Source organism: Streptomyces canus, assembly GCF_001514145.1.
GTDB lineage: Bacteria > Actinomycetota > Actinomycetes > Streptomycetales > Streptomycetaceae > Streptomyces > Streptomyces canus.
This window is the reverse complement of sequence record NZ_KQ948668.1, coordinates 38,925-65,032: the sequence shown is the minus strand read 5'-3', so window position 1 is coordinate 65,032 and position 26,108 is coordinate 38,925. Positions and strand designations below refer to the sequence as shown.

23 protein-coding genes and 3 pseudogenes are annotated in these 26,108 nt (G+C 70.5%); 12 read left to right on the top strand and 14 right to left on the bottom strand.

Annotated elements, in window-relative coordinates; translation table 11 throughout:
- Nucleotides 1-152 precede the first annotated feature (152 nt).
- The 6 genes and pseudogenes from AQJ46_RS56605 to AQJ46_RS34400 all read right to left on the bottom strand — a co-directional run.
- Nucleotides 153-287: pseudogene (locus tag AQJ46_RS56605) on the bottom strand (MFS transporter); the annotation flags it as partial.
- Nucleotides 288-303: 16 nt separating this feature from the next.
- Nucleotides 304-670 (bottom strand): annotated as a pseudogene (locus tag AQJ46_RS52775) (alkaline phosphatase family protein); the annotation flags it as partial.
- Nucleotides 671-768: 98 nt separating this feature from the next.
- A complete protein-coding gene (locus AQJ46_RS34415) occupies nucleotides 769-1,992 on the bottom strand; it encodes an RNA-guided endonuclease InsQ/TnpB family protein (protein ID WP_059209283.1) in 1,224 nt (407 codons plus the stop codon).
- Nucleotides 1,993-2,173: 181 nt separating this feature from the next.
- Nucleotides 2,174-2,581: pseudogene (locus AQJ46_RS34410) on the bottom strand (acid phosphatase); the annotation flags it as partial.
- Between the two features lie 193 nt (nucleotides 2,582-2,774).
- The gene (locus tag AQJ46_RS34405) at nucleotides 2,775-3,161 is read right to left on the bottom strand and encodes a VOC family protein (RefSeq protein WP_059209282.1); all 387 of its coding nucleotides are present in this window, start codon (nucleotides 3,159-3,161) and stop codon (nucleotides 2,775-2,777) included.
- Nucleotides 3,162-3,172: 11 nt separating this feature from the next.
- Complete coding sequence (locus AQJ46_RS34400; RefSeq protein ID WP_059209281.1) at nucleotides 3,173-4,087, bottom strand: helix-turn-helix transcriptional regulator; 915 nt, start codon at nucleotides 4,085-4,087, stop codon at nucleotides 3,173-3,175.
- Between the two features lie 146 nt (nucleotides 4,088-4,233).
- Here AQJ46_RS34400 and tkt point away from each other — a divergent pair, with 146 nt between their 5' ends.
- The 8 genes from tkt (at nucleotide 4,234) to AQJ46_RS34360 (ending at nucleotide 14,630) form a co-directional block, all read left to right on the top strand.
- Nucleotides 4,234-6,309, top strand: coding sequence for a transketolase (tkt, locus tag AQJ46_RS34395; protein WP_059209280.1), 2,076 nt, complete (start codon nucleotides 4,234-4,236; stop codon nucleotides 6,307-6,309).
- 19 nt (nucleotides 6,310-6,328) lie between these two features.
- A complete protein-coding gene (gene tal, locus AQJ46_RS34390) occupies nucleotides 6,329-7,474 on the top strand; it encodes a transaldolase (RefSeq protein ID WP_059209472.1) in 1,146 nt (381 codons plus the stop codon).
- A complete protein-coding gene (zwf, locus tag AQJ46_RS34385) occupies nucleotides 7,471-9,006 on the top strand; it encodes a glucose-6-phosphate dehydrogenase (protein WP_059209279.1) in 1,536 nt (511 codons plus the stop codon). Before tal ends, zwf begins: the two co-directional genes overlap by 4 nt.
- Entirely contained in the window at nucleotides 9,003-9,938 is a 936-nt protein-coding gene (gene opcA, locus AQJ46_RS34380) for a glucose-6-phosphate dehydrogenase assembly protein OpcA (RefSeq protein ID WP_059209278.1), read from the top strand. The genes zwf and opcA overlap by 4 nt, the downstream gene beginning before the upstream one ends.
- Entirely contained in the window at nucleotides 9,931-11,583 is a 1,653-nt protein-coding gene (gene pgi, locus AQJ46_RS34375; RefSeq protein WP_059209277.1) for a glucose-6-phosphate isomerase, read from the top strand. The genes opcA and pgi overlap by 8 nt, the downstream gene beginning before the upstream one ends.
- A gap of 10 nt (nucleotides 11,584-11,593) precedes the next feature.
- Nucleotides 11,594-12,472, top strand: a complete 879-nt coding sequence (gnd, locus tag AQJ46_RS34370; RefSeq protein ID WP_059209471.1) for a phosphogluconate dehydrogenase (NAD(+)-dependent, decarboxylating) — start codon at nucleotides 11,594-11,596, stop codon at nucleotides 12,470-12,472.
- A gap of 7 nt (nucleotides 12,473-12,479) precedes the next feature.
- A complete protein-coding gene (locus AQJ46_RS34365; RefSeq protein WP_059209276.1) occupies nucleotides 12,480-13,067 on the top strand; it encodes a histidine phosphatase family protein in 588 nt (195 codons plus the stop codon).
- A 99-nt stretch (nucleotides 13,068-13,166) separates the two neighbouring features.
- Nucleotides 13,167-14,630 carry a hypothetical protein gene (locus tag AQJ46_RS34360; RefSeq protein WP_059209275.1) on the top strand — a complete coding sequence of 488 codons (1,464 nt, stop codon included), beginning with the start codon at nucleotides 13,167-13,169 and terminating at the stop codon, nucleotides 14,628-14,630.
- Nucleotides 14,631-14,637: 7 nt separating this feature from the next.
- Here AQJ46_RS34360 and AQJ46_RS34355 read toward each other — a convergent pair whose 3' ends face one another.
- The gene (locus AQJ46_RS34355; RefSeq protein ID WP_059209274.1) at nucleotides 14,638-15,513 is read right to left on the bottom strand and encodes a shikimate dehydrogenase; all 876 of its coding nucleotides are present in this window, start codon (nucleotides 15,511-15,513) and stop codon (nucleotides 14,638-14,640) included.
- A gap of 130 nt (nucleotides 15,514-15,643) precedes the next feature.
- On the opposite strand from AQJ46_RS34355, the gene AQJ46_RS34350 reads away from it, so the two are divergent.
- Together AQJ46_RS34350 and AQJ46_RS34345 are read left to right on the top strand one after the other, a co-directional pair.
- The gene (locus AQJ46_RS34350; RefSeq protein WP_059209273.1) at nucleotides 15,644-16,309 is read left to right on the top strand and encodes a TetR/AcrR family transcriptional regulator; all 666 of its coding nucleotides are present in this window, start codon (nucleotides 15,644-15,646) and stop codon (nucleotides 16,307-16,309) included.
- 124 nt (nucleotides 16,310-16,433) lie between these two features.
- Complete coding sequence (locus tag AQJ46_RS34345) at nucleotides 16,434-17,774, top strand: MFS transporter (RefSeq protein ID WP_059209272.1); 1,341 nt, start codon at nucleotides 16,434-16,436, stop codon at nucleotides 17,772-17,774.
- An 83-nt stretch (nucleotides 17,775-17,857) separates the two neighbouring features.
- On the opposite strand, the gene AQJ46_RS34340 is transcribed toward AQJ46_RS34345, so the two are convergent.
- On the bottom strand, nucleotides 17,858-18,268 hold the full coding sequence (locus tag AQJ46_RS34340) for a VOC family protein (RefSeq protein WP_059209271.1): 411 nt from the start codon (nucleotides 18,266-18,268) through the stop codon (nucleotides 17,858-17,860).
- Between the two features lie 110 nt (nucleotides 18,269-18,378).
- A complete protein-coding gene (locus AQJ46_RS34335) occupies nucleotides 18,379-18,825 on the bottom strand; it encodes a PPOX class F420-dependent oxidoreductase (protein WP_059209270.1) in 447 nt (148 codons plus the stop codon).
- A 158-nt stretch (nucleotides 18,826-18,983) separates the two neighbouring features.
- Between AQJ46_RS34335 and AQJ46_RS34330 the strand changes: the two genes are divergently transcribed.
- A complete protein-coding gene (locus AQJ46_RS34330; RefSeq protein ID WP_059209269.1) occupies nucleotides 18,984-20,210 on the top strand; it encodes a serine hydrolase domain-containing protein in 1,227 nt (408 codons plus the stop codon).
- A gap of 15 nt (nucleotides 20,211-20,225) precedes the next feature.
- On the opposite strand, the gene AQJ46_RS34325 is transcribed toward AQJ46_RS34330, so the two are convergent.
- The 5 genes from AQJ46_RS34325 to ribA are packed head-to-tail and all read right to left on the bottom strand — an operon-like array spanning nucleotide 20,226 to nucleotide 25,255.
- Nucleotides 20,226-21,380: a saccharopine dehydrogenase family protein gene (locus AQJ46_RS34325; protein WP_059209268.1), complete on the bottom strand. Its 1,155-nt coding sequence runs from the start codon at nucleotides 21,378-21,380 to the stop codon at nucleotides 20,226-20,228.
- Nucleotides 21,373-22,437, bottom strand: a complete 1,065-nt coding sequence (locus tag AQJ46_RS34320) for a saccharopine dehydrogenase (protein WP_059209267.1) — start codon at nucleotides 22,435-22,437, stop codon at nucleotides 21,373-21,375. Before AQJ46_RS34320 ends, AQJ46_RS34325 begins: the two co-directional genes overlap by 8 nt.
- Entirely contained in the window at nucleotides 22,434-23,582 is a 1,149-nt protein-coding gene (locus tag AQJ46_RS34315; RefSeq protein WP_059209266.1) for an NAD(P)/FAD-dependent oxidoreductase, read from the bottom strand. Before AQJ46_RS34315 ends, AQJ46_RS34320 begins: the two co-directional genes overlap by 4 nt.
- Nucleotides 23,579-24,550 (bottom strand): ornithine cyclodeaminase family protein, encoded by a 972-nt coding sequence (locus AQJ46_RS34310; protein WP_059209265.1) that lies wholly within the window; start codon nucleotides 24,548-24,550, stop codon nucleotides 23,579-23,581. Before AQJ46_RS34310 ends, AQJ46_RS34315 begins: the two co-directional genes overlap by 4 nt.
- 45 nt (nucleotides 24,551-24,595) lie before the next feature.
- Complete coding sequence (gene ribA, locus AQJ46_RS34305; protein WP_057612671.1) at nucleotides 24,596-25,255, bottom strand: GTP cyclohydrolase II; 660 nt, start codon at nucleotides 25,253-25,255, stop codon at nucleotides 24,596-24,598.
- Nucleotides 25,256-25,293: 38 nt separating this feature from the next.
- Between ribA and AQJ46_RS57555 the strand changes: the two genes are divergently transcribed.
- Nucleotides 25,294-26,046: a creatininase family protein gene (locus AQJ46_RS57555; protein ID WP_079072539.1), complete on the top strand. Its 753-nt coding sequence runs from the start codon at nucleotides 25,294-25,296 to the stop codon at nucleotides 26,044-26,046.
- Nucleotides 26,047-26,108 lie beyond the last annotated feature (62 nt).

Genomic DNA, 26,108 nt, shown 5'->3' with positions numbered 1-26,108 from the left:
TGTTGACGCCGCCCCGCGAGGCCTGTGCGCTCTCGCGGGGCGGCGTTCTGTCACCCCAGGTAGGCGGGGGCGACCGCGGAGGTCATCAGGCGGCGGGCCGTGCCGGTGCCGTCGGCGCGGACGGCCCACAGGTCGGAGCCGTAGTCGCCGGGGAGGCCGAGGCCCGCGACCACGTACAGCGGCAGGACGGCCGTGACCATCTCCGAGGAGACGTCCGTGATCAGGCTGACCGCGCCCGGGGCCAGCACAGTCAAGGGCACCGCGGTCGGCTGCCGCCCCGGACGGATGTCCGGGACGACGGCGGGCCAGGTCTTCCACCGTGGACAGCACGTTGTAATGGTTGTAGGTCGTGGAGCTGGAGCTGCCGGGGGCGACGTACTGCCCGTAGAACAGGGTGGGGATGCGGTTGCCGGAGAGCTTGTTGTCCTCGTCGAAGCTGACGGCGAGGATGCGGGGTGGGTCTTGGCCCCGGTGGCGTAGCCACGCAGGTTGTTCTTGATCCAGGTGTCGCCCGTGGAGACCGAGCAGTCGTGCATGTCGCTGCACAGGTTCGGGGTGACGGAGGAGACCTTCGGCAGGGTGGTGTAGTCCGTCGGGAACTGCGCGAAGGTCTTTGTGGTGCTGGTCGGCACGTGTTGCCGCTGTTACAGGTCGTCGAACCCTGGCCTGGTGGCTGCCACTGCCTTGTGCCTGGGCAGCGACTCGTTTTGACATGCTCCTCGCCCTGAAGGGTGAGGATTCTGGCCTTCTCTACCGGTTGCCGTGCCGCTACGCGGCATGGTTTCCGGTGGGGAATCCATGGCTTCCTGTTTCTTCGCGCTGTGCCGGGATCGCTCCTGGTCTTACCGACGCTCCGCAGGCTGTTACCGCCAGTCCGGCGGCCTGTTTGACGTTGAGTGCGGCGTTGTGGTCCCGGTCGTGGAGGGTGCCGCAGGCGGTACAGGTCCATTGGCGGATGTTCAGGGGCTTGGGACCGTCCTTGACTCCGCAGGTGGAGCAGGTCTGGCTGGTCGGCTCGAACCGGCCGATCTTGATCAGGGTACGCCCGTACCGTTCCGCCTTGTATTCCAGCATGTTCACGAACGCCGTCCAGCCCGCGTCGTGGACGGACTTGGCCAGCCGGGTACGCGCGAGTCCTGTCACCGACAGGCTCTCCACTGCGATTCCTTGGTTCTCGGAGATCAGCCGGGTGGAGAGCTGATGGTGGAACTCTTTGCGGGCGTCGGTGACCTTGGCATGGGCGCGGGCGACCTTGAGACGGGCCTTCTCGCGGTTCTTCGACCCCTTCTTTTTGCGGGACAGCTCGCGCTGGGCGCGCTTGAGTTTCTTCTCCGCGCGGCGCAGGAACCGGGGTGAGTCGATCTTCTCGCCGGTGGACAGGACGGCGAAGGTGGTGAGGCCGAGGTCGATGCCGATGCTCTGGTCGGTGGCAGGCATCCGCGCGGCGTCGGCGGCGGGGTCGGTCTCGATGACGAACGAGGCGAAAAACCTGCCCGCGCTGTCCTTGACCACGGTGACGGAGGTGGGCGTGGCGGGCAGCACGCGGGACCACTTCACCTTCACCGCCCCGATCTTCGGCAGGTTCAACCGGCCGCTGTCGGTGATGTTCCAGCGGGCGTTGGCCGTGAACCGGATCGACTGCCGGGCATCCTTGCGGGACTTGAACCGGGGCGCACCCAGCTTCGGGCCCTTGCGGGTGCCCTTGAGGGACGCGAAAAAGTTGCGGTAGGCGGCCTCGGCGTCCCGCAGGGACTGCTGGAGCACAACCGCGGACACTTCACCCAGCCAGGACCGCTCCACCGTCCGTTTCGCCTCGGTGATCAGACGGGTGGACAACTCTCCCGCCTTCGGGAAGGGCCGGCCGGCCTTCCGGGCATCCTCACGGGCCCGCACCGCGTCGTTGAACACGACACGGGCACACCCGAACGCCCTCGCCAACGCGATCCGCTGACCGGCATCCGGGTACACGCGAAACGAGTACCGGAGCTGCATGACGTCACACTAGGCACGCCGAACAAGCACCGCCATCGCGAACATGCGAGCGAACCTTCACCGTCACCGCCACACAGTCCGGCTCCGCCGGAACGACACCGCGACGCTTCGCGTCGCAGGCGTAAGATTCGCTTCACCACCGGGGTGGACCCCGGAGCACTGCGAATGAATCCCGGTAGCAGCTGGTCCAGGTCTTGCCCGCCGCGATCAGCTCGGGGGCGAGGTTGGGCTTGTTGATGGAACCGACGCTGACACAACTGTCGTCGGTGCGGCCCTGGTTGGAGCCGGAGAAGAGCATGTAGTAGTTCGGCTCGCTGGGGTGGGTGAGGCCGTAGGACTGGGTGAGGTCGGCGCCACCCGCCTTGAGGGTGTTGTTGAGGTAGGGGGCGCTGGAGCTGCCGATGACCTGCGAGTAGGCGTGGTTCTCCATCACCACGACCACGACGTGGTCGGGGGTGGGGAGAGCGGCTGCCTCGGCGGTGGAGGCCGTTGCGGCCCACACGCCGATCGAGGTGGCGGTGAGGGCGACGGCTCCGGCGAGTGCGGAGAGGGAACGTCGGTTGCGCTGCGGTGCCTTGACGGCGGCCATGACTGTCCTCCGGACAGAGGTGACGGACGTTCGGGGGGAGCGGCGCCGCAACCCTAGGAGCCTTCGGCCGGGTCCGCGTGAAGGCAGGGCGAACCGTGGGTTCCGCCGGGCAAAGATCACCCCACGCACAGGTCACGCACAGCAAAGCGCGAGTCAAGTGACCATCGGGCGGGCGCGGTTCGCCGGGATGTCGTCAGGCCTCGCCGATGAGACAGAACTCGTTCCCCTCGGGATCGACCAGCATCAGGTGGTCCGCGTACCGGTCCCGGACCGTCGCACCGAGCCCGACGAGCCGCTCGGCCTCCGCTTCCCTGTCCGCGGCGGAAAGGTCCAGGTGGACCCGGTTCTTGACGCTCTTGCCCTCCGGCACCAGCTGGAACCACAGCCGGGGCCCGCCCCGCGAGGACTCGACGAGCACGGTCGGGTCGTCTTCGACGTCCGTGATCCCTAGGGACCTCAGCCGGGCCAACTCCTCCTCGTCGTACGGGGCGACGGCATACCCGTCCATCGCCGCCGCCCAGAACCGCGCAGTGGCGGCGGGATGGGCGCAGTCGAAGACGATGTCTCGCAGTCGGGCCATTCGGTGCACTCCTAGAGAAGTTCCGTCCGGAACGCCGCCGGCGTCATGTCGGTGTGCTGATGGAAGAACTTGGAGAAGTTCGCGGCGTCGGGAAACCCCACCGCCGCCCCCACCCGCCCGATCGGCATGTCCGTGTGGGCGAGCAGCCGCTTCGCCTCCAGCACGACCCGCTTGTCGATGAACCCCTTGGGGGTCTCCCCGGTGGCGGCGCGCACCGCACGCACCAGGGTCCGGCGGGAGTAGCCCAGCGCGTCGGCGTACGCGCTGACACTGTGGTTCGTGGCGAAGCCCTTCTCCACCGCGTCCCGGAACAGGGTGAACGTCGACTCGGTCCGCCGCCCCGCCTCGGCCGAACTCGCCGCGAGGTGGGCCAGGCGCAGCAGAAACGCCGTCAACGAGTGCCGCAGGACCGAGGTGTGCAGGCTCAGCGGGAGGGTCGAGGTGTCCTCGTACTCGCGTTGCAGCTGTTCCAGTGCGGCCTCAAGGCCCGCCAACTGGGCGCCGGAGGGCCGCAGTAGCGGCGGCAGGTCGTAGCGGTAGAGCCCCGTTGCCTCCACTGTCGCCCGGGGCAGGAAGCCCGGTTGCATGGTCAGCACGGTTCCGCGGTACTCGCTCGTCGGCGAGAAGCGGTGGACCTGGCCCGGCCGGATCCACAGCAGGTCGCCCCCCGTCGCCTCGTACTCTGCGAAGTCGATCATGTGGCGCACGGGACCGCCGTTGAAGAGCATCACGACATGGAAGTCGATGCGGTGCACCCGCTCCAGCGGGGCGTCCGCGTGCCAGGTGCGGCCGGTGCCCATCGCGCCGACCTGCATGCCGACGCCGCCCACGCTCAGCTCTATGGGGAAGGGGAACGTTCTGATCCCGTCCACTCCGCCGTCACCGTCTCCGCCAAGGATGGAACCTTGGGTTGTTCTGTCCGCCATGTCCTTGTCGCGCCGCCTGCCTGGAGCGTTCCGTGTCCCACTTTCACCACAGGCTGACACACGGCGACCTTCCCCCGTAAAAGTCAGACTTTTAAGTTTGAACGCGTCAGACCAGCTACTTCGCTCCGATCGAGGACTTCTTGAAGATGAGCACGCAGACACCGGACAGCTTCGAATGGACCGAACTCGACCGGCGTGCCGTCGACACCGCCCGCCTGCTGGCGGCGGATGCCGTGCAGCAGGTCGGGAACGGCCACCCGGGCACCGCGATGGCCCTGGCCCCCGCGGCGTACACGATCTTTCAGAAGGTGATGCGTCATGACCCGGCCGATCCCGAGTGGACCGGGCGCGACCGCTTCGTCCTCTCCCCCGGCCACACGTCGCTGACGCTCTACACCCAGCTCTACCTCTCCGGATACGAGCTGGAGCTGGACGACCTGAAGGCCTTCCGGACCCACGGCTCCAAGACGCCCGGTCACCCCGAGTACGGGCACACGGCAGGAGTGGAGACGACCACCGGGCCGCTCGGGCAGGGTGTCGCCAACGCCGTCGGCATGGCGATGGCCGCCCGCTACGAGCGCGGCCTCTTCGACCCCGAGGCCCCCGAGGGCGAGTCGCCCTTCGACCACACCATCTGGGCGATCGTCTCCGACGGCGACCTGGAGGAGGGCATCTCCGCCGAGGCCTCCTCGCTCGCGGGCCACCAGAAGCTCGGCAACCTGGTCTTCGTCTACGACGACAACCACATCTCCATCGAGGGCGACACGGCGACCGCGTTCTCCGAGGACGTGCTCAAGCGGTACGAGGCCTACGGCTGGCACACCCAGCGCATCGAGCCCGGCGCCGACGGCGACATCGACGTACCCGCCCTGTACACGGCACTGAAGTCCGCGCAGGCCGAGACCGAGCGGCCCTCGATCATCGCGATGCGCACGATCATCGCCTGGCCCGCCCCGAACGCCCAGAACACCGAGGCCGCCCACGGCTCCGCGCTCGGCGCCGACGAGGTCGCCGCCACCAAGCGGGTCCTCGGCTTCGACCCCGAGCGGACCTTCGAGGTCGCCGACGAGGTGCTGGCCCACTCCCGCAAGGCCCTCGACCGGGGCGCCGAGGCGCACGCCGCCTGGGACAAGCAGATCTCCGTATGGCGCGGTGAGCAGCCCGAGCGGGCCCAGCTCTTCGACCGGATCGTCGCCGGCCAGCTCCCCGAGGGCTGGGAGTCCGCGATCCCGGTCTTCGAGGAGGGCACGTCCGTCGCCACCCGCGCCGCCTCCGGCAAGGTGCTCCAGGCCCTCGGCGCGGTGCTGCCCGAGCTGTGGGGCGGTTCCGCCGACCTCGCCGGCTCGAACAACACGACCATCGACAAGTCGAGCTCCTTCCTGCCGAAGGGCAACCCGCTGCCGGAGGCCGACCCCTACGGCCGTACGGTCCACTTCGGCATCCGCGAGCACTCCATGGCCGCGGAGATGAACGGCATCGCGCTGCACGGCAACACGCGGATCTACGGCGGCACCTTCCTGGTGTTCTCCGACTACATGCGCAACGCCGTACGCCTGTCCGCGCTGATGCAGCTGCCCGTCACCTACGTCTGGACGCACGACTCCATCGGCCTCGGTGAGGACGGCCCCACCCACCAGCCGGTCGAGCACCTCGCGTCGCTGCGCGCCATCCCGGGCCTGAACATCGTCCGCCCGGCCGACGCCAACGAGACCGCGACCGCCTGGGCCGAGATCCTCCGCCGGCACGCCACCGACCCGGCCCCGCACGGCCTCGCGCTCACCCGCCAGGGTGTGCCGACGTACGCGCCGAACCCGGACGCGGCCAAGGGCGGGTACGTCCTCGTCGAATCGTCCGGGGAGACGCCCGACGTCGTCCTCATCGCCACCGGATCCGAGGTCCAGCTCGCCGTCGCCGCGCGGGAGCAGCTGGAGGCGGAGGGGGTCGGCACCCGGGTGGTGTCGATGCCGTCCGTGGAGTGGTTCGAGCAGCAGCCGCGGGAGTACCGGGACGGCGTCCTTCCGCCGTCCGTGCGAGCCCGTGTCGCGATCGAGGCCGGTATCGGTCTCACGTGGTACCGCTTCGTAGGTGACGCAGGACGCATCGTCTCCCTCGAGCACTTCGGTGCCTCCGCCGACGCGAAGATCCTGTTCGCCGAGTACGGCTTCACCGCCGAGAACGTCGCCGCCGCAGCCCGGGAATCCGTGGCCGCCGCGCGTGGTTGATCCGATCGCCAGAAAGAAGATGATCACAGTGACCGAAGCAACCGCGACCGCGGGAGCACTCAAGCGCCTGTCCGACGAGGGCGTATCCATCTGGCTGGACGACCTGTCGCGAAAGCGGATCGAGTCCGGGAACCTCGCCGAACTGGTCGGGACGAAGCACGTGGTGGGTGTCACCACCAACCCGTCGATCTTCCAGGCCGCCATCGGCTCGGGAGCGGGCTACGAGGATCAGCTGACCGACCTCGCCACCCGGGGCGTGACGGTCGACGAGGCCGTACGGATGATGACCACGGCCGATGTCCGCGCCGCCGCCGACGTGCTGCGTCCGGTGTACGACGCCACCGGCGGCCGGGACGGCCGGGTCTCCATCGAGGTCGACCCGCGCCTCGCCCACGACACCCGGGCGACGATCGCCGAGGCGAAGCAGCTCGCCTGGCTCGTCGACCGCCCGAACGTCATGATCAAGATCCCGGCGACCACGGCGGGCCTCCCGGCGATCACCGAGGTCATCGGCCTCGGGATCAGCGTCAACGTCACGCTGATCTTCTCCCTGGAGCGCTACCGCGAGGTCATGGACGCCTACCTGGCCGGCCTGGAGAAGGCCGCCAAGAAGGGCCTCGACCTCTCCACGATCCACTCCGTCGCCTCCTTCTTCGTCTCCCGCGTCGACGCCGAGATCGACAAGCGCCTGACGGTGCTGGGCACGGACGCCGCCCTCGCGCTCAAGGGCAAGGCGGCGCTCGCCAACGCGCGGCTCGCCTACGAGGCCTACGAGGAGGTCTTCTCCGGCGAGCGCTGGACCGCCCTCGGCGGCGCCCGCGCCAACAAGCAGCGCCCGCTGTGGGCCTCGACCGGCGTGAAGGACCCGGCCTACAAGGACACCCTCTACGTCGACGACCTGGTCGCGCCCGGCACGGTCAACACCATGCCGGAGGCCACGCTGAACGCCACCGCCGACCACGGCCGGATCACCGGCGACACGGTGACCGGCGGCTACGCGCAGGCCCGCGCCGACCTGGCCGCCGTGGAGGCGCTGGGGATCTCGTACGACGAGGTCGTGCAGCAGCTGGAGGACGAGGGCGTCGCCAAGTTCGAGGTGGCCTGGCAGGACCTGCTGGACGCCGTCACGAAGTCGCTGAACAGCAAGGGAGTTGACGCGGAATGACCGTCACCGCCGACTGGGAGAACCCGCTGCGCGACGAGCGCGACCGGCGTCTCCCCCGGATCGCCGGACCGTCCGGACTCGTCATCTTCGGTGTCACCGGCGACCTGTCCCGCAAGAAGCTGATGCCGGCCGTCTACGACCTCGCCAACCGCGGCATGCTGCCGCCGGGCTTCTCGCTCGTCGGGTTCGCCCGCCGGGACTGGGAGGACGAGGACTTCGCACAGATCGTGCACGACTCCGTGCGCGAGCACGCGCGGACCGAGTTCCGTGAGGAGGTCTGGCAGCAGCTCGCCGAGGGGATGCGGTTCATCCCGGGCGACTTCGACGACGACACGGCGTTCAAGCAGCTGCGCCAGACCGTCGAGGAGCTGGACAAGGCCCGCGGCACCAGCGGCAACTACGCCTTCTACCTCTCCGTACCGCCGAAGTTCTTCCCGAAGGTCGTCCAGCAGCTCAAGAAGCACGGGCTGGCGAACGCGCCCGAGGGCTCCTGGCGGCGCGCGGTCATCGAGAAGCCGTTCGGCCGCGACCTGAAGAGCGCCCGCGAGCTCAACGCCCTCGTGCACGACGTGTTCGAGCCGGACCAGGTCTTCCGCATCGACCACTACCTCGGCAAGGAGACGGTCCAGAACATCCTGGCGCTGCGCTTCGCCAACCAGATGTACGAGCCCATCTGGAACCGGTCGTACGTCGACCACGTCCAGATCACGATGGCCGAGGACATCGGCATCGGCGGCCGCGCGGGCTACTACGACGGCATCGGCGCCGCCCGTGACGTCATCCAGAACCACCTGCTCCAGCTGATGGCGCTCACCGCCATGGAGGAGCCGGCCGCCTTCGACGCCGAGTCGCTGCTCACCGAGAAGCTGAAGGTCCTCAGGGCCGTGAAGCTGCCGGAGGACATCGGCGCGCACGCCGTGCGCGGGCAGTACGCGGGTGCCTGGCAGGGCGGCGAGAAGGTGCTCGGGTATCTGGAGGAGGAGGGCATCGACCCGGCCTCCACGACGGACACGTACGCGGCCATCAGGCTGAACGTCGACAACCGCCGCTGGGCGGGCGTCCCCTTCTACCTGCGCACCGGCAAGCGGCTCGGCCGCCGGGTCACCGAGATCGCGGTCGTCTTCCAGACGGCCCCGCACTCCCCCTTCGACTCCACGGCCACCGAGGAACTCGGCTCCAACGCGATCGTCATCCGCGTCCAGCCGGACGAGGGCATGACGGTCCGCTTCGGGTCGAAGGTGCCGGGCACCTCGATGGAGATCCGGGACGTGACGATGGACTTCGCCTACGGCGAGTCGTTCACCGAGTCCAGCCCGGAGGCCTACGAGCGGCTCATCCTGGATGTCCTTCTCGGGGACGCCAACCTGTTCCCCCGCCACCAGGAAGTGGAAGAGTCCTGGAAGATCCTCGACCCGATCGAGGAGCACTGGGCGAACCACGGCCGTCCGGCGCAGTACGCGTCGGGTACCTGGGGACCCGAGGAAGCCGACGAGATGCTCGCACAAGACGGACGGAGCTGGCGCAGGCCATGAAGATCGACCTGACCGACACCACGGCAAGCAAGATCAACAAGGCGCTGGTGCAGGGTCGCCGCGCCATCGGCACGCCGGCCGTGGGCATGGTCCTGACGATGGTGATCGTCACGGACGAGGAGAACGCCTACGACGCGATCAAGGCGGCCGAGGAGGCCTCGCACGAGCACCCCTCGCGCACCCTGGTCGTCATCAAGCGGCACGCCCGCACCCCGCGCGACCGCACCAACTCGCACCTCGACGCCGAGGTCCGGGTGGGCGCCGACGCCGGCACCGGCGAGACGGTCATCCTGCGCACCTACGGCGAGGTGTCCGACCACGCCGACTCCGTGGTGCTGCCGCTGCTGCTGCCGGACGCCCCGGTCGTCGTGTGGTGGCCGGTGGACGCGCCGGAGAACCCCGCGAAGGACCCGCTGGGCGCGCTGGCCCAGCGCCGGATCACCGACCTGTACGCCGTCGAGAACCCCCTCGACGTCCTCGCGACCCGGGTCCGCTCCTACGCGCCCGGCGACACCGACCTCGCCTGGACCCGGCTGACCCCGTGGCGGTCGATGCTCGCGGCGGCCCTGGACCAGGCCCGCACGGAGATCATCTCCGGGGCCGTGGAGGCCGAGGCCGACAACCCGGCCGCCGAGCTGCTCGCGCGCTGGCTGGAGGCGCGGCTGAAGGTGAGGATCGACCGCGTGGTCACCGCCGGTCCGGTCGTCACGGCCGTCCGCCTGGGCACCGCGAACGGCGAGGTCGTCATCGACCGCCCCGAGGGCCCGCTGGCCACGCTGTCCCTGCCGGGCCAGCCCTCCCGCACCCTCGCGCTGAAGGTCCGCACCACCTCCGAACTCATCGCCGAGGAGCTGCGGCGCCTCGACGCCGACGAGATGTACGCCGTCGCTCTCCGGGGCGAGGCCACCAAGGAGACCCCCTCTCATGTCTGACTCTCCCAAGCTGACCCGCCGCCCCGAGTGGACCGCGCTGGAGTACCACCGCGCCGAGGGCGCGCCCCATCTGCGTGAGCTGTTCGCGACGGACCCCGGGCGCGCGGAGCGGTACGTGGTGCGCGTCGGCGATCTGCGCATCGACTACTCCAAGCACCTGATCACCGACGAGACCCTGGCCCTGCTCCAGGAACTGGCCACCGCCACCGGCGTGTCCGGGCTGCGGGACGCCATGTTCCGCGGCGAGCGGATCAACCTCACCGAGGACCGGGCGGTGCTGCACACCGCGCTGCGGGCCCCCGCCAACGCGGTGGTCGAGGTGGACGGGGAGAACGTCGTGCCGCGGGTGCACGCCGTGCTCGACAGGATGAGCGACTTCGCGAACCGGGTCCGCTCCGGCGAGTGGACCGGCCACACCGGCAAGCGCATCAAGAACGTCGTCAACATCGGCATCGGCGGCTCCGACCTCGGTCCCGCGATGGCGTACGAGGCCCTGCGGGCCTACACGGCACGGGAGTTGACCTTCCGTTTCGTGTCCAACGTGGACGGCGCCGACCTGCACGAGGCGGTGCGGGACCTGGACCCGGCGGAGACCCTGTTCATCGTCGCGTCCAAGACCTTCACCACGATCGAGACGATCACGAACGCCACCTCGGCGCGCACCTGGCTGCTCGACGGCCCGGCCGGACTCCGCGACGACAAGGCCGTGGCCAAGCACTTCGTCGCCCTGTCGACGAACGCCGAGAAGGTCACGGACTTCGGCATCGACCCGGACAACATGTTCGAGTTCTGGGACTGGGTCGGCGGCCGCTACTCCTACGACTCGGCGATCGGCCTCTCCCTCATGATCGCCATCGGCCCGGACCACTTCCGGGAGATGCTCGACGGCTTCCGGATCGTCGACGAGCACTTCCAGAACGCCCCCGCCGAGGCCAACGCCCCGCTGATCCTGGGCCTGTTGGGCGTCTGGTACGGCAACTTCCACGACGCCCAGTCGCACGCGGTGCTGCCGTACTCCCACTACCTGTCGAAGTTCACCGCCTATCTCCAGCAGCTGGACATGGAGTCCAACGGCAAGTCGGTGGACCGTGACGGCAACCCCGTGGACTGGCAGACCGGCCCGGTGGTGTGGGGCACGCCCGGCACCAACGGGCAGCACGCCTACTACCAGTTGATCCACCAGGGCACCAAGCTCATCCCGGCCGACCTGATCGGCTTTGCCCGGCCGATCGGCGAGCTGAGCGACGAACTCAAGGCGCAGCACGACCTGTTGATGGCCAACCTGTTCGCGCAGGGGCAGGCGCTCGCCTTCGGCAAGACCGCCGAGGAGGTCCGCGCGGAGGGTGTGGCCGAGGAGCAGGTGGCGCACCGCACCTTCCAGGGCAACCACCCCACGACCACCGTCCTGGCCAAGGAGCTCACCCCCTCGGTCCTCGGCCAGCTGGTCGCCCTCTACGAGCACAAGGTGTTCGTCCAGGGCGCGATCTGGCACATCGACTCCTTCGACCAGTGGGGCGTCGAGCTCGGCAAGGTACTCGCCCGGCGCGTCGAACCCGCCCTGACCGAGGGCGCAGACGTCCCCGGCCTCGACTCCTCCACCACCGCCCTCGTGGCCGCCTACCGTGAACTGAAGGAAGTGCTCTGACATGACAGCGATGCAGCTCGGCCTCATCGGCCTCGGCAAGATGGGCGGCAACATGCGCGAGCGCATCCGCCGCGCCGGCCACACCGTCATCGGCTACGACCGCAACCCCGACGTCTCCGACGTGGCGAGCCTGTCCGAGCTGGTCGACAAGCTCGAAGCGCCGCGCACGGTGTGGGTGATGGTCCCGGCCGGCGCCGCCACCCAGTCCGTCGTGGACGAGCTCGGCGAGCTCCTCTCCCCCGGTGACACCGTGGTCGACGGCGGCAACTCCCGCTGGAGCGACGATGAGAAGCACGCCGAGGAGCTGGGCGCCAAGGGCATCGGCTTCGTCGACGCCGGTGTCTCCGGCGGCGTGTGGGGCCTCCAGAACGGCTACGCGCTGATGGTCGGCGGCGAAAAGGAGGACGTGGAACGGCTCCAGCCGATCTTCCACGCGCTCAAGCCCGAGGGGCCGTACGGCTATGTCCACGCGGGCAAGGTCGGCGCCGGGCACTTCTCCAAGATGGTCCACAACGGCATCGAGTACGCCATGATGCAGGCCTACGCCGAGGGCTGGGAGCTGCTGGAGAAGGTCGAGTCGGTGGACAGCGTCCGGGAGGTGTTCCGCTCCTGGCAGGACGGGACCGTCATCCGCTCCTGGCTGCTCGACCTCGCGGTCAACGCCCTCGACGAGGACGAGCACCTGGACAGGCTGAAGGGGTTCGCGCAGGACTCCGGCGAGGGCCGCTGGACCGTGGAGGCGGCCGTGGACAACGCGGTGCCGCTGCCGACGATCACCGCCTCGCTCTTCGCACGGTTCGCGTCCCGCCAGGACGACTCCCCGCAGATGAAGATGATCGCGGCGCTGCGCAACCAGTTCGGCGGCCACGCCGTCGAAGCGAAGAAGTAGGCGCGCCGTGGGGGATCTTCTTCTGGTCCGCCACGGCGAGACGGAGTGGAGCGTGTCGGGACAGCACACCAGCTGGACCGACCTGCCCCTCACCCAGCACGGCGAGGAACAGGCCAAGTCACTCGCTCCGCTCCTCTCGGGCCGGACCTTCTCGCTCGCGCTGACCAGTCCGCTGGGCCGCGCGATACGCACCGCCGAACTGGCGGGCATCACCGGGGCTTCGACCGACCCCGACCTCCACGAGTGGGACTACGGCGCCTACGAGGGCGTCACCACCGTCGAGATCCACCGCACCCGCCCCGACTGGTACCTGTGGACCGACGGGGTCCCGCCCGGCCCGGAGGGGCACCCCGGCGAGTCCCCCGAGGACGTCGGCCGCCGCGCCGACCTGGTGCTGGCCCGGGTGGACACAGCCCTCCCCGACGGCGACGTGGTCCTGGTGGCCCACGCCCACTTCCTGCGCGTCCTGACGGCCCGCAGGCTCGGGCTCGCCCCGGCGGACGGCCGGCTGTTCCAGCTGGCGACCGGGACGGCGAGCCGGCTGTCGACGGAACACGGCCGTCCGGTGCTCGCGGAGTGGAACACCAGGGTCTAGCACGGCAGTTGTGGACGGCCCGGGAGCACGGACTCCCGGGCCGTCGTCGTCGGCAGGGCCTGTTGACACCGTGCCGTGCACGTTGGAGAGTCGCGGCTGATGGAGATCGACAACCTGACCCCGGCCGAACTGCGTGTGTGGCGAGCCTTCCCGAAGGGCGAGGCCGTGGACTTCCGTACGGCCGAGGACGAAGACGTGGCGGACGGCGCCGAGTGGGGTGCCGAACGTACCGTGCGGGCCTCCGTGTTGCGGGCGCTGATGCTCAACGGACCGCAGGAGGAGGGGGAGATACCGGCCCTCAAGCTCGCGGGCGCCCGGATCACCGGTGTGCTCGGGCTCCAGTACGGGACGGTCGACCACGCCGTACGCCTCAGCCATTGCCACTTCGACGACGTACCGCTGCTGTACGGCTGCCGGTTGCGCCAGTTGAACCTCAGCAACTCCGTGCTGCCCGGACTGACCGCCGCCACGATGCGCGTGGACGCCGTGCTGCGGCTGACGGACTGCAAGGTGAACGGCCCGGTGCGGCTCGGCGGGGCACAGATCTCCGGAGCGCTGTTCATGGACCGCGCCGAGATCACCGCGGTCGACGCCGGTGAACCCGCGCTCCAGCTCAACCACATGACCATCGGCGACGACCTGTGGGCGCCGGGCCTGCGCACCCACGGCGAGATCCGCCTCAACGGGGCCACCGTCGCCGGTTCCGTCAACCTCATCGACGCCCGGCTCAGCCACCCCGGCGACATCGTCCTCGACGCGCAGACCCTCGTCGTGGAGGGCGACGTCCATCTGCGCCGGGTGCACACCTTCGGCTGGATCGGTCTGCGGGGCGCCCGGATCGCGGGCCGGCTCGACTTCTCGTACGCGCATCTGTCGAACCCGGGCGACGCGGCGCTCAGAGCGAACAGTTCCACCATCGGGGAGCTCTGGCTGCGCAAGGGGCCGCGCATCCAAGGCACCCTGAGCCTGCGCCGCGCCCAGATCGACGACCTGTTCCTGGAACCCGAAGTGGTGCCGGAGGAGGTGCAGTTCAACAAGCTCGTCTACACCTCGCTCACCCCCCAGGAGCCCGCCGAGCGCCGCCTGCCGATGCTGGAGCGGGACCGTGAGGGCTATGTCCCGCACGCCTACGAGCAGTTGACCGCCGCCTACCGCCGTATCGGCGACGACCGGGCCGCACGACTGGTCCAGCTCGCCAAGCAGCGCCGCCACCGCGCCACCCTCGCCTGGTACGGGCGCCTGTGGGGCCACGTCCAGGACGCCACCGTCGGCTACGGCTTCCACCCTCTGCGGGCCTGCGTCTGGCTGGTCTCCCTGCTCGCCGTCGGCACGGTCGCCTACAGCCTCCACCACCCGCCACCGCTCAAGGCGGACGAGGCCCCGCGCTTCAACGCGCTGTTCTACACCCTCGACCTGCTGCTGCCGGTGATCTCCTTCGGCCAGGAGGGCGCCTTCGCCCCGCAGGGGTGGTACCAGTCGCTGTCGTACGCGCTGGTCATCGCGGGCTGGATCCTGGCGACGACGGTCTTCGCCGGTGTAACGCGGACCGTCAACCGCCAGTGATCCCGGCTTACTTGGGGGCGCCGACCACGCCCGCCAGTTCCGCGATGTCCCCGAGCATCCGCGCCGCGTCCGGCTCCCGCCCGGTGAACAGCCGGAACGCGTCGGCGGCCTGGAAGACGGCCATCCCTCCCCCGTCCAGGGTGGCGCAGCCGAGCGCTCGGGCGATCCGCAGCAGCTCCGTCTCCAGCGGGCGGTAGACCACCTCGGCGACCCACAGCTCGGGGCGGAGCAGGTCGGCCGGGAACGGCAGGCCGGGGTGGGCGGCCATGCCGGTGGGCGTGGCGTGCACGATGCCGTCGGCGTCGGCGAGCAGCCGCGGCAGCCGGTCGGGGGTGGTCCCGGCCGCCCGGCCCTCGCCGAAGTGGCGGTTCAGCGACGCCGCGAGTTCGGCGGACCGGTCGGCGAGCGCGTCGACGACGGTGACCCGCCCGGCGCCCAGGGTGAGCATGGCGTGCGCGACGGCCGCCCCCGCGCCGCCCGCCCCCAGCTGCACGACCCGTTCGAGCGGCACGTCGGGCAGCCCGCGCGCGAAGGACGCCGCGAAACCGGTGACGTCGGTGTTGTGGCCGGTCGCCCGGCCGTTCTCGAAGACCACGGTGTTGACCGCGCCCAGCGCCTCGGCCTGCGGGGCGAGCGCGTCCAGGTGCCCGATGACCAGCTGCTTGCACGGGTGGGTGATGTTCAGCCCGTCGAAGCCCAGGTCACGGGCGGCCCGCAGCAGATCGCCGACCGCCTCGGGGCGCACCCCGAGCAGGTCGATGTCGATGAGCCGGTACACATAGCGCAGGCCCTGCCGGTCCGCCTCCCGCTCGTGCAGCGCCGGGCTCAGCGAAGGGCCGATGCCGGCGCCGATCAGTCCGACGAGAAACGAGTCCTTGGCCACGCGGACCTCCTGAGGCGAGCCCTAATGTACGAACCAGTACGTTAGCTATATCAGCCGGGCTGCCGCCGGGGAAGACTCCCGCCGCGCCTTCTAGAATCTGCGGCACCGGCCGCACTCCCGAAGGAACCCGATGACCAGCGTCGACGAACCGGCACGACCAGGCGAGCGGATCCGCGACGCCGCCCGCACCCGGGCCGAGATCCTCGACGTGGCGACCCAGGAGTTCGCGCGGGCCGGCTACGACGGTGCCCGCGTCGACGACATCGCCGCCCGCACCCGCACCACCAAGCGGATGATCTACTACTACTTCGGCGGCAAGGAGCAGCTGTTCACGGCCGTCCTGGAGCAGGCGTACGGCGTGATCCGTGAGGCCGAGCAGCAGCTGGACGTCGAGCACCTGGACCCGGTCGCGGCGATCCGGCGCCTGGCCGAGGTGACCTTCGACCACCACGAGCAGCACCCGGACTTCATCCGCCTGGTCAGCATCGAGAACATCCACGGGGCCGAGCACATCGCCGCCTCCGAGAAGCTCGGGAAGATCGGCTCGCCCGCGCTCGACGTGATCCGCCGCATCCTGGCCTCGGGGCAGGAGTCCGGCCTGTTCACCGCCGACGTGGACGCGGTCGACCTGCACGCGATGATCAGTTCGTTCTGCTTCTTCCGGGTCGCCAACCGGCACACCTTCGGCGCGCTGTTCGGGCGTGATCTGGTCGCCGCCGAGCAGCGGGAGCACTACCGGACCATGTTGGGAGACATGGTGATCGCCTACCTGACGGCGGACCGCGCGGCGGACTGACCCGGCACGTCCGGACCCCTTGACACCCGGGATGCGCGGGCGCACCATCCTCGGCAACCGCTACTAACTATCCAGTGGGTTAATTAGCTGGATAGCTCCCGGAGTCCCCCCGAAGGAGCACCCCGTGTCCGTCCCCGCCGAAGCCGTCGGGCAGCCCAAAAAGGCGGCGACCGCCGCCTGGATCGGCAGCGCCCTCGAGTACTACGACTTCTTCATCTACGGCAGTGCCGCAGCCCTGATCTTCCCCAAGGTGTTCTTCGACGAGTCCGACCCGGCCACCGCGACCCTGCTGTCCCTGGCCACGTTCGGTGTCGCCTACGCGGCCCGGCCGGTCGGCGCGCTCTTCCTCGGGCATGTCGGCGACCGGGTCGGCCGTAAGAAGATCATGGTCTTCACGCTGATCCTGATGGGCCTGTCGACGTTCCTCATCGGCTGTCTGCCGACCCGCCACCAGGTCGGCACCCTCGCCCCGGTCCTGCTGGTCCTGTGCCGCGTCCTGCAGGGCATCTCGGCGGCCGGTGAGCAGGCCAGCGCCAACTCCATGAGTTTGGAGCACGCGCCGGCGCACCGACGGGGCTTCTTCACGAGCTTCACGCTCAGCGGCACCCAGGGCGGACAGCTGCTCGCCACTCTCGTCTTCCTGCCGGTCGCCGCGCTGCCCGAGGACCAGTTGCTGTCCTGGGGCTGGCGGGTGCCGTTCTGGCTGAGCGTGGCGGTCGCCGTGGTCGGCTTCGTCATCCGCCGCAAGCTGGACGAGACACCGGCGTTCGAGCAGCAGGCCGCCTCCGAGGGCGTCCCGAAGCTTCCGCTGGTGGTCCTGGTGCGGGAGCACTGGGCCGATGTGCTCCGGGTGATCGGGGGCGCGCTGATCGCCTCGGTCTCCACGATCTTCACGGTGTGGGCGCTGGCGTACGCGACCAGCGACGCGGTCGGGATGAGCCGTTCCTCGATGCTGTGGGTGGGCGCGCTGGCCAACCTCGTCGCGCTCGCCGCGATCCCCCTGTGGGCCACGCTGTCGGACCGCATCGGCCGGCGTCCGGTCTTCCTGATCGGCGCGGCGGGCAGCGCGGTGACGATGTTCCTCTACCTCTGGGCGATCTCCACGGGCAACTACCCGCTGACGCTGCTGCTCGGCATCGTCGCCTTCGGCGTCGTCTACAGCGCCGCGAACGGGGTCTGGCCGTCCTTCTACGGCGAGATGTTCTCCACCAGGGTCCGGCTGTCGGGCATGGCGATCGGCACGCAGATCGGTTTCGCGGTGGCCGGTTTCGCGGTCACCTTCGCGGCGCAGATCGCGGGCCCCGACGGCACCGACTGGTCCTCGGTGGCCCTCTTCACCGCGGCCCTGTGCGTCCCCCCGCTGATCGCCGCCCTCACGGCCCGCGAGACCCACAAGGTTCCCACGGAGGAGCTCGGCTCACGCACCTCCCGGGAGGTGCCCCGCCCGGAGAAGGTGACGGCCTGACCTCCCCTTCCGCTCTCCCCCCACGTCGAGCCCCCGGGCGCCATGCCGGCACCGGGGGCTCGGGCCTGCCCGGTTCTCGGCGCCTACGCGTTCGCCCAGCCCCGCGTGCACAGCACCAGCCGGTACCCGTCCGGGTCCTCCACCGTGACGCCCCACTCGTTCCAGTACGGGTTCGGCGACAGCACCCGTTTGCCGCCGTGGGCCTCGATGCGGGTCACGAGGTCCTCCGGTACGGGCCCGTCTACGTAGATCACCAACAGGTCCTCCTCGGTGGGGCGGGGTTCGACCGGGTGGCCCTGCTCGTGGACGAGTTCCAGGTGCCAGCCGGCGTCCGGCCACCCGAGCATCAGCAGGTCGTGCTCGCCGGGTTCGGGGCCGCCCTCGGCGCGCCACACGACACCCAGGCCGAGCCCCTCGACCCAGAATCGCTCGGCGGCGGCCAGGTCCCGGGACGGGCGGGCGATACGGATGTGGCTGCGGCCGTTGACCGGCATGGTGACCTCTTTCCCTTGACAGACGACGACGTGCACCGACCACCGCGCACTCCGGCCGGATTCAGGGGCGGCCGGGGTGCGCGGACCGCAGTCGTGGATTGGTACTCCCCCTAGTCGTCTGCGCGGGCCGGAATCCCGTACGCCCGCTCCACCCGCAACCGCAGCACCAGCCGCCGGTCCCTGACCATCGCCGCGCGGTAGTCGTCCCAGTCGGGGTGTTCGCCCTGGACGTCCCGGTACAGGCGGATGAGTTCCTCGACCGTGTCGTCGTGCGGGTCGTTGGCCACGGGGGTGAGGTCGGCCGTGCCCTCGGCGACCGTGTACGCCCATCGGTCCGGCGTCGTCACGTGGTACGAGGCGCGGGGGTCCCGGCGCAGGTTGCGGGTCTTGGCGCGGTCGTCGGTGAGGGAGACCCGGATGATCCGCTCGTCGGGGTAGTAGGCGTGGCTGACGTTCGACAGCTGGGGCCGGCCGTCGCGCTTGAGGGTGACCAGCACCCCGCCGTGGCCCGCGGAGAGCAGCCTGAGCAGTGCGTCCTGCGTCGCGTCCTGAGTCATACCACGATCAACCGGCCCGGTCGCACCCGGCATTCCCGCGACGGGCGATTCCCCGCCGACCCGCGGCTCGTCGCGGTTTCCTGAGCGACGATGATGTCTGAGGTGGTCCGGGCCGGGTATATCGGTCCGCACCTCGACGGACGCGACGGAGGAATGCGATGGCACAGCTTCGGCAAGAGGTCGATCCCGCTGAGGTGGGGCTGGACGGCAAGGCGCTGGACCGCCTCGACCAGCACTTCGCCCACTACGTCGACGAGGGCCGGATGCCCGGCTTCCTGGTGTCCGTCGCCCGCGGCGGACGCGTCGCCCACCTCACGGCGCACGGCCGGCGTGACCTCGCGGCCGGCCTGCCGGTCGAGGCCGACACCCTGTGGCGGATCTACTCGATGACCAAACCGGTCACCTCGGTGGCCGCCCTCCTGCTGGTCGAGGAAGGGCTGCTGTCGCTGGACGACCCGGTCGCCGAGTACCTGCCGGCGTTCGCGGAGCCCCAGGTCTACGTGGACGGTTCCGGCGAGAGCCTCACCACCCGCCCCGCCGACGGTCCGATCCTGATCCGGCATCTCATGACCCACACAGCGGGTCTGACCTTCGCCTTCTACCACTGCCACCCGGTCGACGCCCTCTACCGCGAGGCCGGACTGGAGTCGTCCGTGCTGCCGGGCTCGGACCTCGCCGAGACCGTCGCCGTGTACGCGAGCCTGCCGCTGCAGTTCGAGCCGGGCACGCAGTGGAACTACTCGGTCGCCTCCAACGTCCTGGGCCGGGTCATCGAGATCGCGTCCGGCCAGACCCTCGACGCCTTCTTCGCCGAGCGCGTCCTCGGGCCGCTCGGGATGACCGACGCCGGCTTCTGGGTGCCGGACGAACAGGCGGACAGACTCTCGGAGTTGTACGGCGAGAAGGACGACGGCACCATCGAGCCGGTCCCCGGACTGCCGCTGCGGGGCCGCCCCCGCCTGTTGTCCGGCAGCGGTGGCATGGTGGCGTCCGCGTACGACGTCCACCGCTTCGCGGAACTGCTGCGCCGCCGCGGCGAACTCGACGGCACCCGTCTGCTGTCCGCCGAGACGGTGGACCTGATGACCTCCAACCACCTCCCGGACGGCGCCGACCTGCGCACCTTCGGTGCCAAACCCGCCCACGACGAGCCCGGCAACGACGGCGTCGGCTTCGGCCTCGGCGTCTCCGTGGTGACCGACCCGGCCCGCACCCTGGCCCCTTCCGGCCTCGGTTCCTACGGCTGGAGCGGGGCGGCTTCCACGACCTTCTGGGTCGACCCGGGCCGCGACCTGACCGTGCAGTTCTTCACCCAGGTGCGGCCGAAGACGCTGAAACTCTTCCCCGACCTCAAGCGGCTGGTCCACGAAGCGGTCGTGGACTAGAACGCTCCGGGTCGCCTAGTGATCGACCCGGAGCGTGAAGTGGACGCCGTCGCGGGCGAGTTCGCCCAGCCACTGCTCGGACCGGGCCGCCGTCTCCGCCGCCCGGTTCAGGCCTGCCGGGAGAGAGCCGTCCAGGATGTGACCGATGCCGAGGGCAAGAGTGCGGGAGACACAGCGGGCCATGGCGCTGTCCTCCTCGTCGCCCACCAGGTCGAGGAGGTAGCCGCCGGACCAGGTGCGGCCGTCGTTCGCGCGCACGTCGAGGGAGACGGCCAGGACGACCCGGTCGCGGTCGGCCTCCGTCGTCGGGTATCTGGCCGCCAGTTCCTTGGCCAGGGCGGCGATCCGGGTGTCGTCGCCGGCCCTCAGCCCCTCGAAGACCGGCTCCCAGGCGCGCAGCCAGCCGTCCAGCCGCAGGGTCCCGCGCACGAAGGTCCGCGGTGTCCAGGCGGCCGGCAGTCCGTACTGCTCGATGAAGGGGACGCTGTCGCGGTTGGGATAGACCTCGAAGGTCTCGCCGTCCACGACATGGCGCCGGGTCGCCTCCCAGGGGCGCTCGGCGGTGGTCGGGGTGCCGTTGTCGAGGTAACGGGCGGGCGAGCGCAGGGCGTTGAGGACTCCGGCGGGGGCCCAGCTGAAGCGGTACGTGAAGTCGTTCGGGACGGCGGGGACACCTCCGCAGTAGGAGGTGAGGCTGTACGACGCCGGTGTCGCGTCGCCGATCACATCGCGGGCCCGGGCGACGAGGCTGTGCGCGAAGAGGTGGTCGATGCCCGGGTCGAGGCCCGCCTCGGTGAGGACGACGATCCCGGCCTTCTCCGCCTCCGGCACCTGTTCGAGGACGGCGTCGGACACATAGCTGGAGCAGCCGAAGTGGGCCTTCTCGCGCACGCAGGCGGCGAGGATCCCCGCGTGTTCGGGCGCGGGCAGCATCGACACGACGACGTCCCCGGGCGCCAGTGCGGCCGCGAGCGCGGACAGCGTGTAGGCGCGAGGCTCGGCCCGTCCGGTGAGCCCCAGCGCCGCGAGGGCCTCGGCGGCGCGCTCCTCGGTGCGGTGCCACAGGCGGACCCGGTCGGCGGTGTCGCACAGCTCGGCCAGGCCGCTGCCGGTGGAGAGCCCGGCGCCGATCCAGTGGACGGTGCCGGTCGCGGGAACCAGGTCAGCCACGGCGGAACTCCCCTTCATCGATGCCGAGTTCACGGCACGCCTGATGGAACCGTTCCAGACAGCGTCCCCAGGGGCCGCCGACTCCGAACTCCAGCAGCAGGGGCAGCAGGGACCCCGAGAAGCCGACGCTGGACTCCTCCGGGAGCAGGGACGGCAGGTTGTCGATGGCGATCAGGTCGAGCGGGGGCTCCTTGTGCAGCCGGCGGACGGGCTCGGCCCACTCGGTGACGCGGTCGTAGACCGGCAGGACGTTCAGGGGTGAGCCGACGTCGCAGGTGACGTCGGAGAGGGTGCGCAACCGACGGGTCGGGTCGTCCAGGTCCGCCTCACGGACGAAGGGCGGGACGGGGGTGGTGGCGAGGACGCAGTTCACGAGCAGGTCGTGGGCGAGCAGGGCGGGGCGGTCCAGGCTGCGGGTCTCCTCGAGGTCCCAGCAGGCCGGCTCGATCCCGGCGGCCTGGAGCGCGACGCGCGCGCCCCGGCCGCTGCGGCCCAGCGCCCCGATCACCAGCGCCCTGAACTCCTCGTCCCCGGCGACGGGCCGCAGGACCTCCGCCAGCTCCTCCTGCGAGGTGGGTGTGAGGGGCGCGGACAGCCTGCCCCGGTGCTGGAGCACGGCCAGGGCCGCACCCAGGTAACCGGCCCAGTAGCCGAAGGCGGCGAGCCTGCGGCCGTGGTCGTCGACCAGGTACTCCAGGTCGAGGAGCGCCCCTCCCCCGGCGGCGAACCGGCGCAGCAGTTCCGGGGCGCCCGGCTGCCCCTTGTAGGCGTGCCCGAAGAAGATGTGCCGGTGCGGCAGGGCGGCGGGCTCGTCGGGGAGTTCCTTCAGGCCTACGACCACGGCGTCCAGCTGCGCCAGGGACGCCCAGGAACCCGCGGGCGCGACTCCGCAGCCGGCCGCCTCGTACTCCTCGATCGGGAAGATCCGTTGCGGGGACTCCTCGACGGTCAGCGTCACCCCGCTGTCGACGAGCCGCCGGGCGTCGGACGGCACGACAGGTGTGCGTCGCTCGGTGGAACGGACCTCGTGGCGCAGCCACAGATGGAGCTCGGTCATACGCGGTTGGCCTCCGGGCGCGGGGCGTCGGCCGCGAACCGGCCGGCGCTGAGCGGGCTGATGTCCACGAAGGGTACGCGGCCGAGGTACAGGTCGCGGACGACCTCGCCGACGGCCGGCCCCTGGAGGAAACCGTGGCCGGAGAAGCCGGTCGCGTACAGGAAGCGGGACACCGAAGTGGCCTCCCCGATCAGGGCGTTGTGGTCGGGGGTGAGCTCGTACAGGCCGGCCCAGCCGCCGGTGCGGCGCAGGTCGAGGAGGGCGGGGGCGCGATGCGTCATGGCCTCGGCGAGCCGGGGGATCCAGCGGTCGTGGGTGGCGGTGTCGAAGCCGGGTCTCTCGTCGGGGTCGGACATGCCGAGGAGGAGGCCGGGGCCCTCGCCGTGGAAGTAGAGGCTGCTGGTGAAGTCGATGGTCATGGGGAGGTCGGGCGGCAGCCCCTCGACCGGTTCGGTGACCGCGATCTGGCGGCGCAGCGGCTCGACCGGCAGGTCCACGCCGACCATCGCGCCGACGGCCCGCGACCAGGCGCCGGCCGCGCAGATCACCGTGCCGGTGGCGATCCGGCCCCGGCTCGTCACGACGCCCGTGATGTCGTCGCCGTGCAGTTCGATGCCGGTGACCTCGGTGTGCCGCAGGATCGTCGCGCCGTGCCGGCGGGCGTCGGCGGCGTAGCCGTACACGACGGACTCGGGCGTGCAGTGGCCGTCCTCGGGCGAGAAGGCGGCGGCGAGCAGGCCGTCGGTGGTGATGAGGGGGGACAGCCGGCGTGCCTCGGCCGGGTCGGTCATGCGGCTGGGGACGCCGAGGGAGTTCTGGAGGCGCACGCTCTCCTCGAAGGAGGCGACCTCCTCCGGCGTCGACAGGAGGAACAGATAGCCCACCCGGTGCAGCCCGATGTCCTGCCCCGTCTCCTCCTCGAAGCGGCCGAACGCCTCCAGGCTGCGCGCCCCGAGCCGGATGTTGAGCTCGTCGGAGAACTGCGCCCGTACCCCGCCCGCGGCCTTCGAGGTGGAGCCGGAGGCGAGGTCGTCGCGCTCGACGAGCACCACGTCCCGTACGCCCGCGCGCGCCAGGTGTCGGGCGATGCTCGTGCCCATGACTCCGCCGCCGATCACGACGACGTCTGCCGTATGTGTGCTCACCGGCGCTCCCGCTTCGCCGCCTGCACCACGGCCCAGGCCGCGGCCGCGTCCTGGATGCCGAGGCCGACGCTGTTGTAGTAGACGATGTCGCCGTGGGCCGTCCGGGCCACGGCTCGTCCGGTCAGGACGTCGCCGAGCCCGACGAGGTCGGTCAGCAGGCCTGTCCTGAGCGCGTCCACGACCGGTCCGGCGTGCTGCGCCGCGGTCGCCGGATCGTCCACGACGACGGCCCCTGAAAGCACCGCTCGCCGTAGGACGTCGGTGTCCACCTCCCGGCGGGTGGGCTCGAAGGACCCCACGCTCACCACCGTGCACCCGGGCGCGAGCCACTCCCCGTGCACCACCGGTGTCGTGCTCAGTGTGCAGGCCGCGACCAGCGAGGCGCCGCTCACCGCCTCCTCGGCGCTGCCGGCCGCTTCGGCGGGGAAGCCGAGCTCCGCCAGCGTCTCGGCGGCGCGGGCGCGGTGGCGCGGAGTCGGGCTCCACAGCCGCACGGATGTCAGGGACCGGACCCGGGCGATCGCCCGCACATGGGCCAGTGCCTGGGTGCCGGAGCCCAGCACGGCCAGGTCGGTGCTGTCGGGCGTGGCCAGCGCGTCGACGGCGACGGCGCTCGCGGCGGCCGTGCGCAGGGTGGTCACCGCGGCGCCGTCCATGACGGCGGCGAGGCGGCCGGTCACCGGGTCGAGCACCGAGACCACGGCGTGGATCGTGGGCAGCCCGGCCGCCGCGTTGCCCGGATTGACGCTGCCGAACTTCGCGACGGCCCCGGAGTCGGCGGAGAGCCGGGAGACGTAGGCGAAGACGACGCTGTCGTCGAAGCGGCTCGGATGCATGATCTTCGCCGGCAGGTCGGCCGCCCCGGAGCCGAGCGCGGTGAAGGCCGCGCGCTGCGAGGCGATGGCCGTGTCCGCGTCGAGCAGGCGGGTGACCTGCGGTCCGGAAAGGAAGAGGACGTCGTCGGTCATTCCCTCTTCCTGTCCGGATTTCCCGTCCCGGAATCAGTCCGGTGATCAGGACAGGTGGGCCACCGCGTCCAGATGGGGCAGAACGTGGTCCAGCCGCTCCCGCTTGGTGCGCAGATAGGTGATGTTGCTCTCGCACGGCGTGATGAGCAGCGGCACCGTCTCGGCGACCTTGATGCCGTGCCGCAGCAGCGCCTCACGCTTGCGCGGATTGTTGGACATCAGGCGGACCGAGTTCACGCCCAGGTCGTGGAAGATCCCGGCGGCGACGCCGTAGTCACGGGAGTCCACCGGCAGGCCGAGCGCGAGGTTGGCCTCGACGGTGTCCAGGCCCTCCGCCTGGAGCGCCATCGCGCGCAGCTTGGCGAGCAGTCCTATGCCCCGGCCCTCGTGGCCCCGCAGGTAGACGACGATGCCGCTGCCCTCCTTGACCACGGCCCGCAGCGCGGCATCCAGTTGGTCGCCGCACTCGCAGTGCTGGGAGCCGAACGCGTCACCGGTCAGGCACTCCGAATGCAACCGGACGAGGACGTCGTCGGAGCCGATGTCACCGTAGACCAGGGCGACTTGTTCGTCACCGCGGTCGTGATCGAGATAGCCGACCGCCTGGAATTTCCCGTACACGGTGGGCAGCGGGGCATTCACCACGCGTTCCACGCCGGTGCGCTGTGGTGCCTTCTTGCCGAGGACGCCAACTTTATCTGTCATGATCTGTTTCCTAAGCAGAGACGAAAGGCCGTGAAAAGATGAGCGGTTCGGGAATGCGGTCGGCGGCGTACGGTCTGTTGCCGACGGACACTACGGAAGACGTACGGACGCGGGGCGCGGGCGTTTCAACGCAGGTCGCCGTCCTTCCGGTCGGAAGCTTCGAACAGCACGGTGCGTACCTTCCCCTGGCGACCGACACGCTCGTCGCCTGTGCCGTCGCGCGGGAGATCGCCGCGGCGTACCCGGTGCACCTCCTCCCCCCGGTGACGATCTCCTGCTCGCACGAGCACGCGGCCTGGCCGGGGACCGTCAGCATCTCCTCCGTCACCCTTCATGCGGTGGTACGGGACATAGCGGCCTCGCTGCGCCGTTCGGGCGTCGAGGCGCTGGTCGTGGTCAACGGACACGGCGGCAACTACGTGCTGGGCAATGTCGTCCAGGAGGCCTCCGCCCGCGGGGAGCGGATGGCGCTCTTCCCGGCCGCGGAGGACTGGGAGGCCGCCCGTGTGGAGGCCGGCGTGGTCACCTCGCTGCTCACCGACATGCACGCGGGAGAAATCGAGACCTCCATTCTTCTGCACACCGATCCGGAATGTGTCCGATCCGGTTACGAGACCTCCGATTTCGTCGCGGACGACCGTCGTCATCTCCTCACCCTCGGTATGTCCGGTTACACCGATTCCGGTGTCATCGGGCGCCCTTCACTGGGCTCGGCGGAAAAGGGCAAAGCCTTGCTGGAGAGCCTTGCGGCGTCCTTCGGCGCGTATTTCTCGGCGCTCACCGGGGAGTAGCGGTTCGCCGGGCGCAGGCCCTGGTACCAGCGGACGACCAGGACGACCGCGCCCGGCAGGCT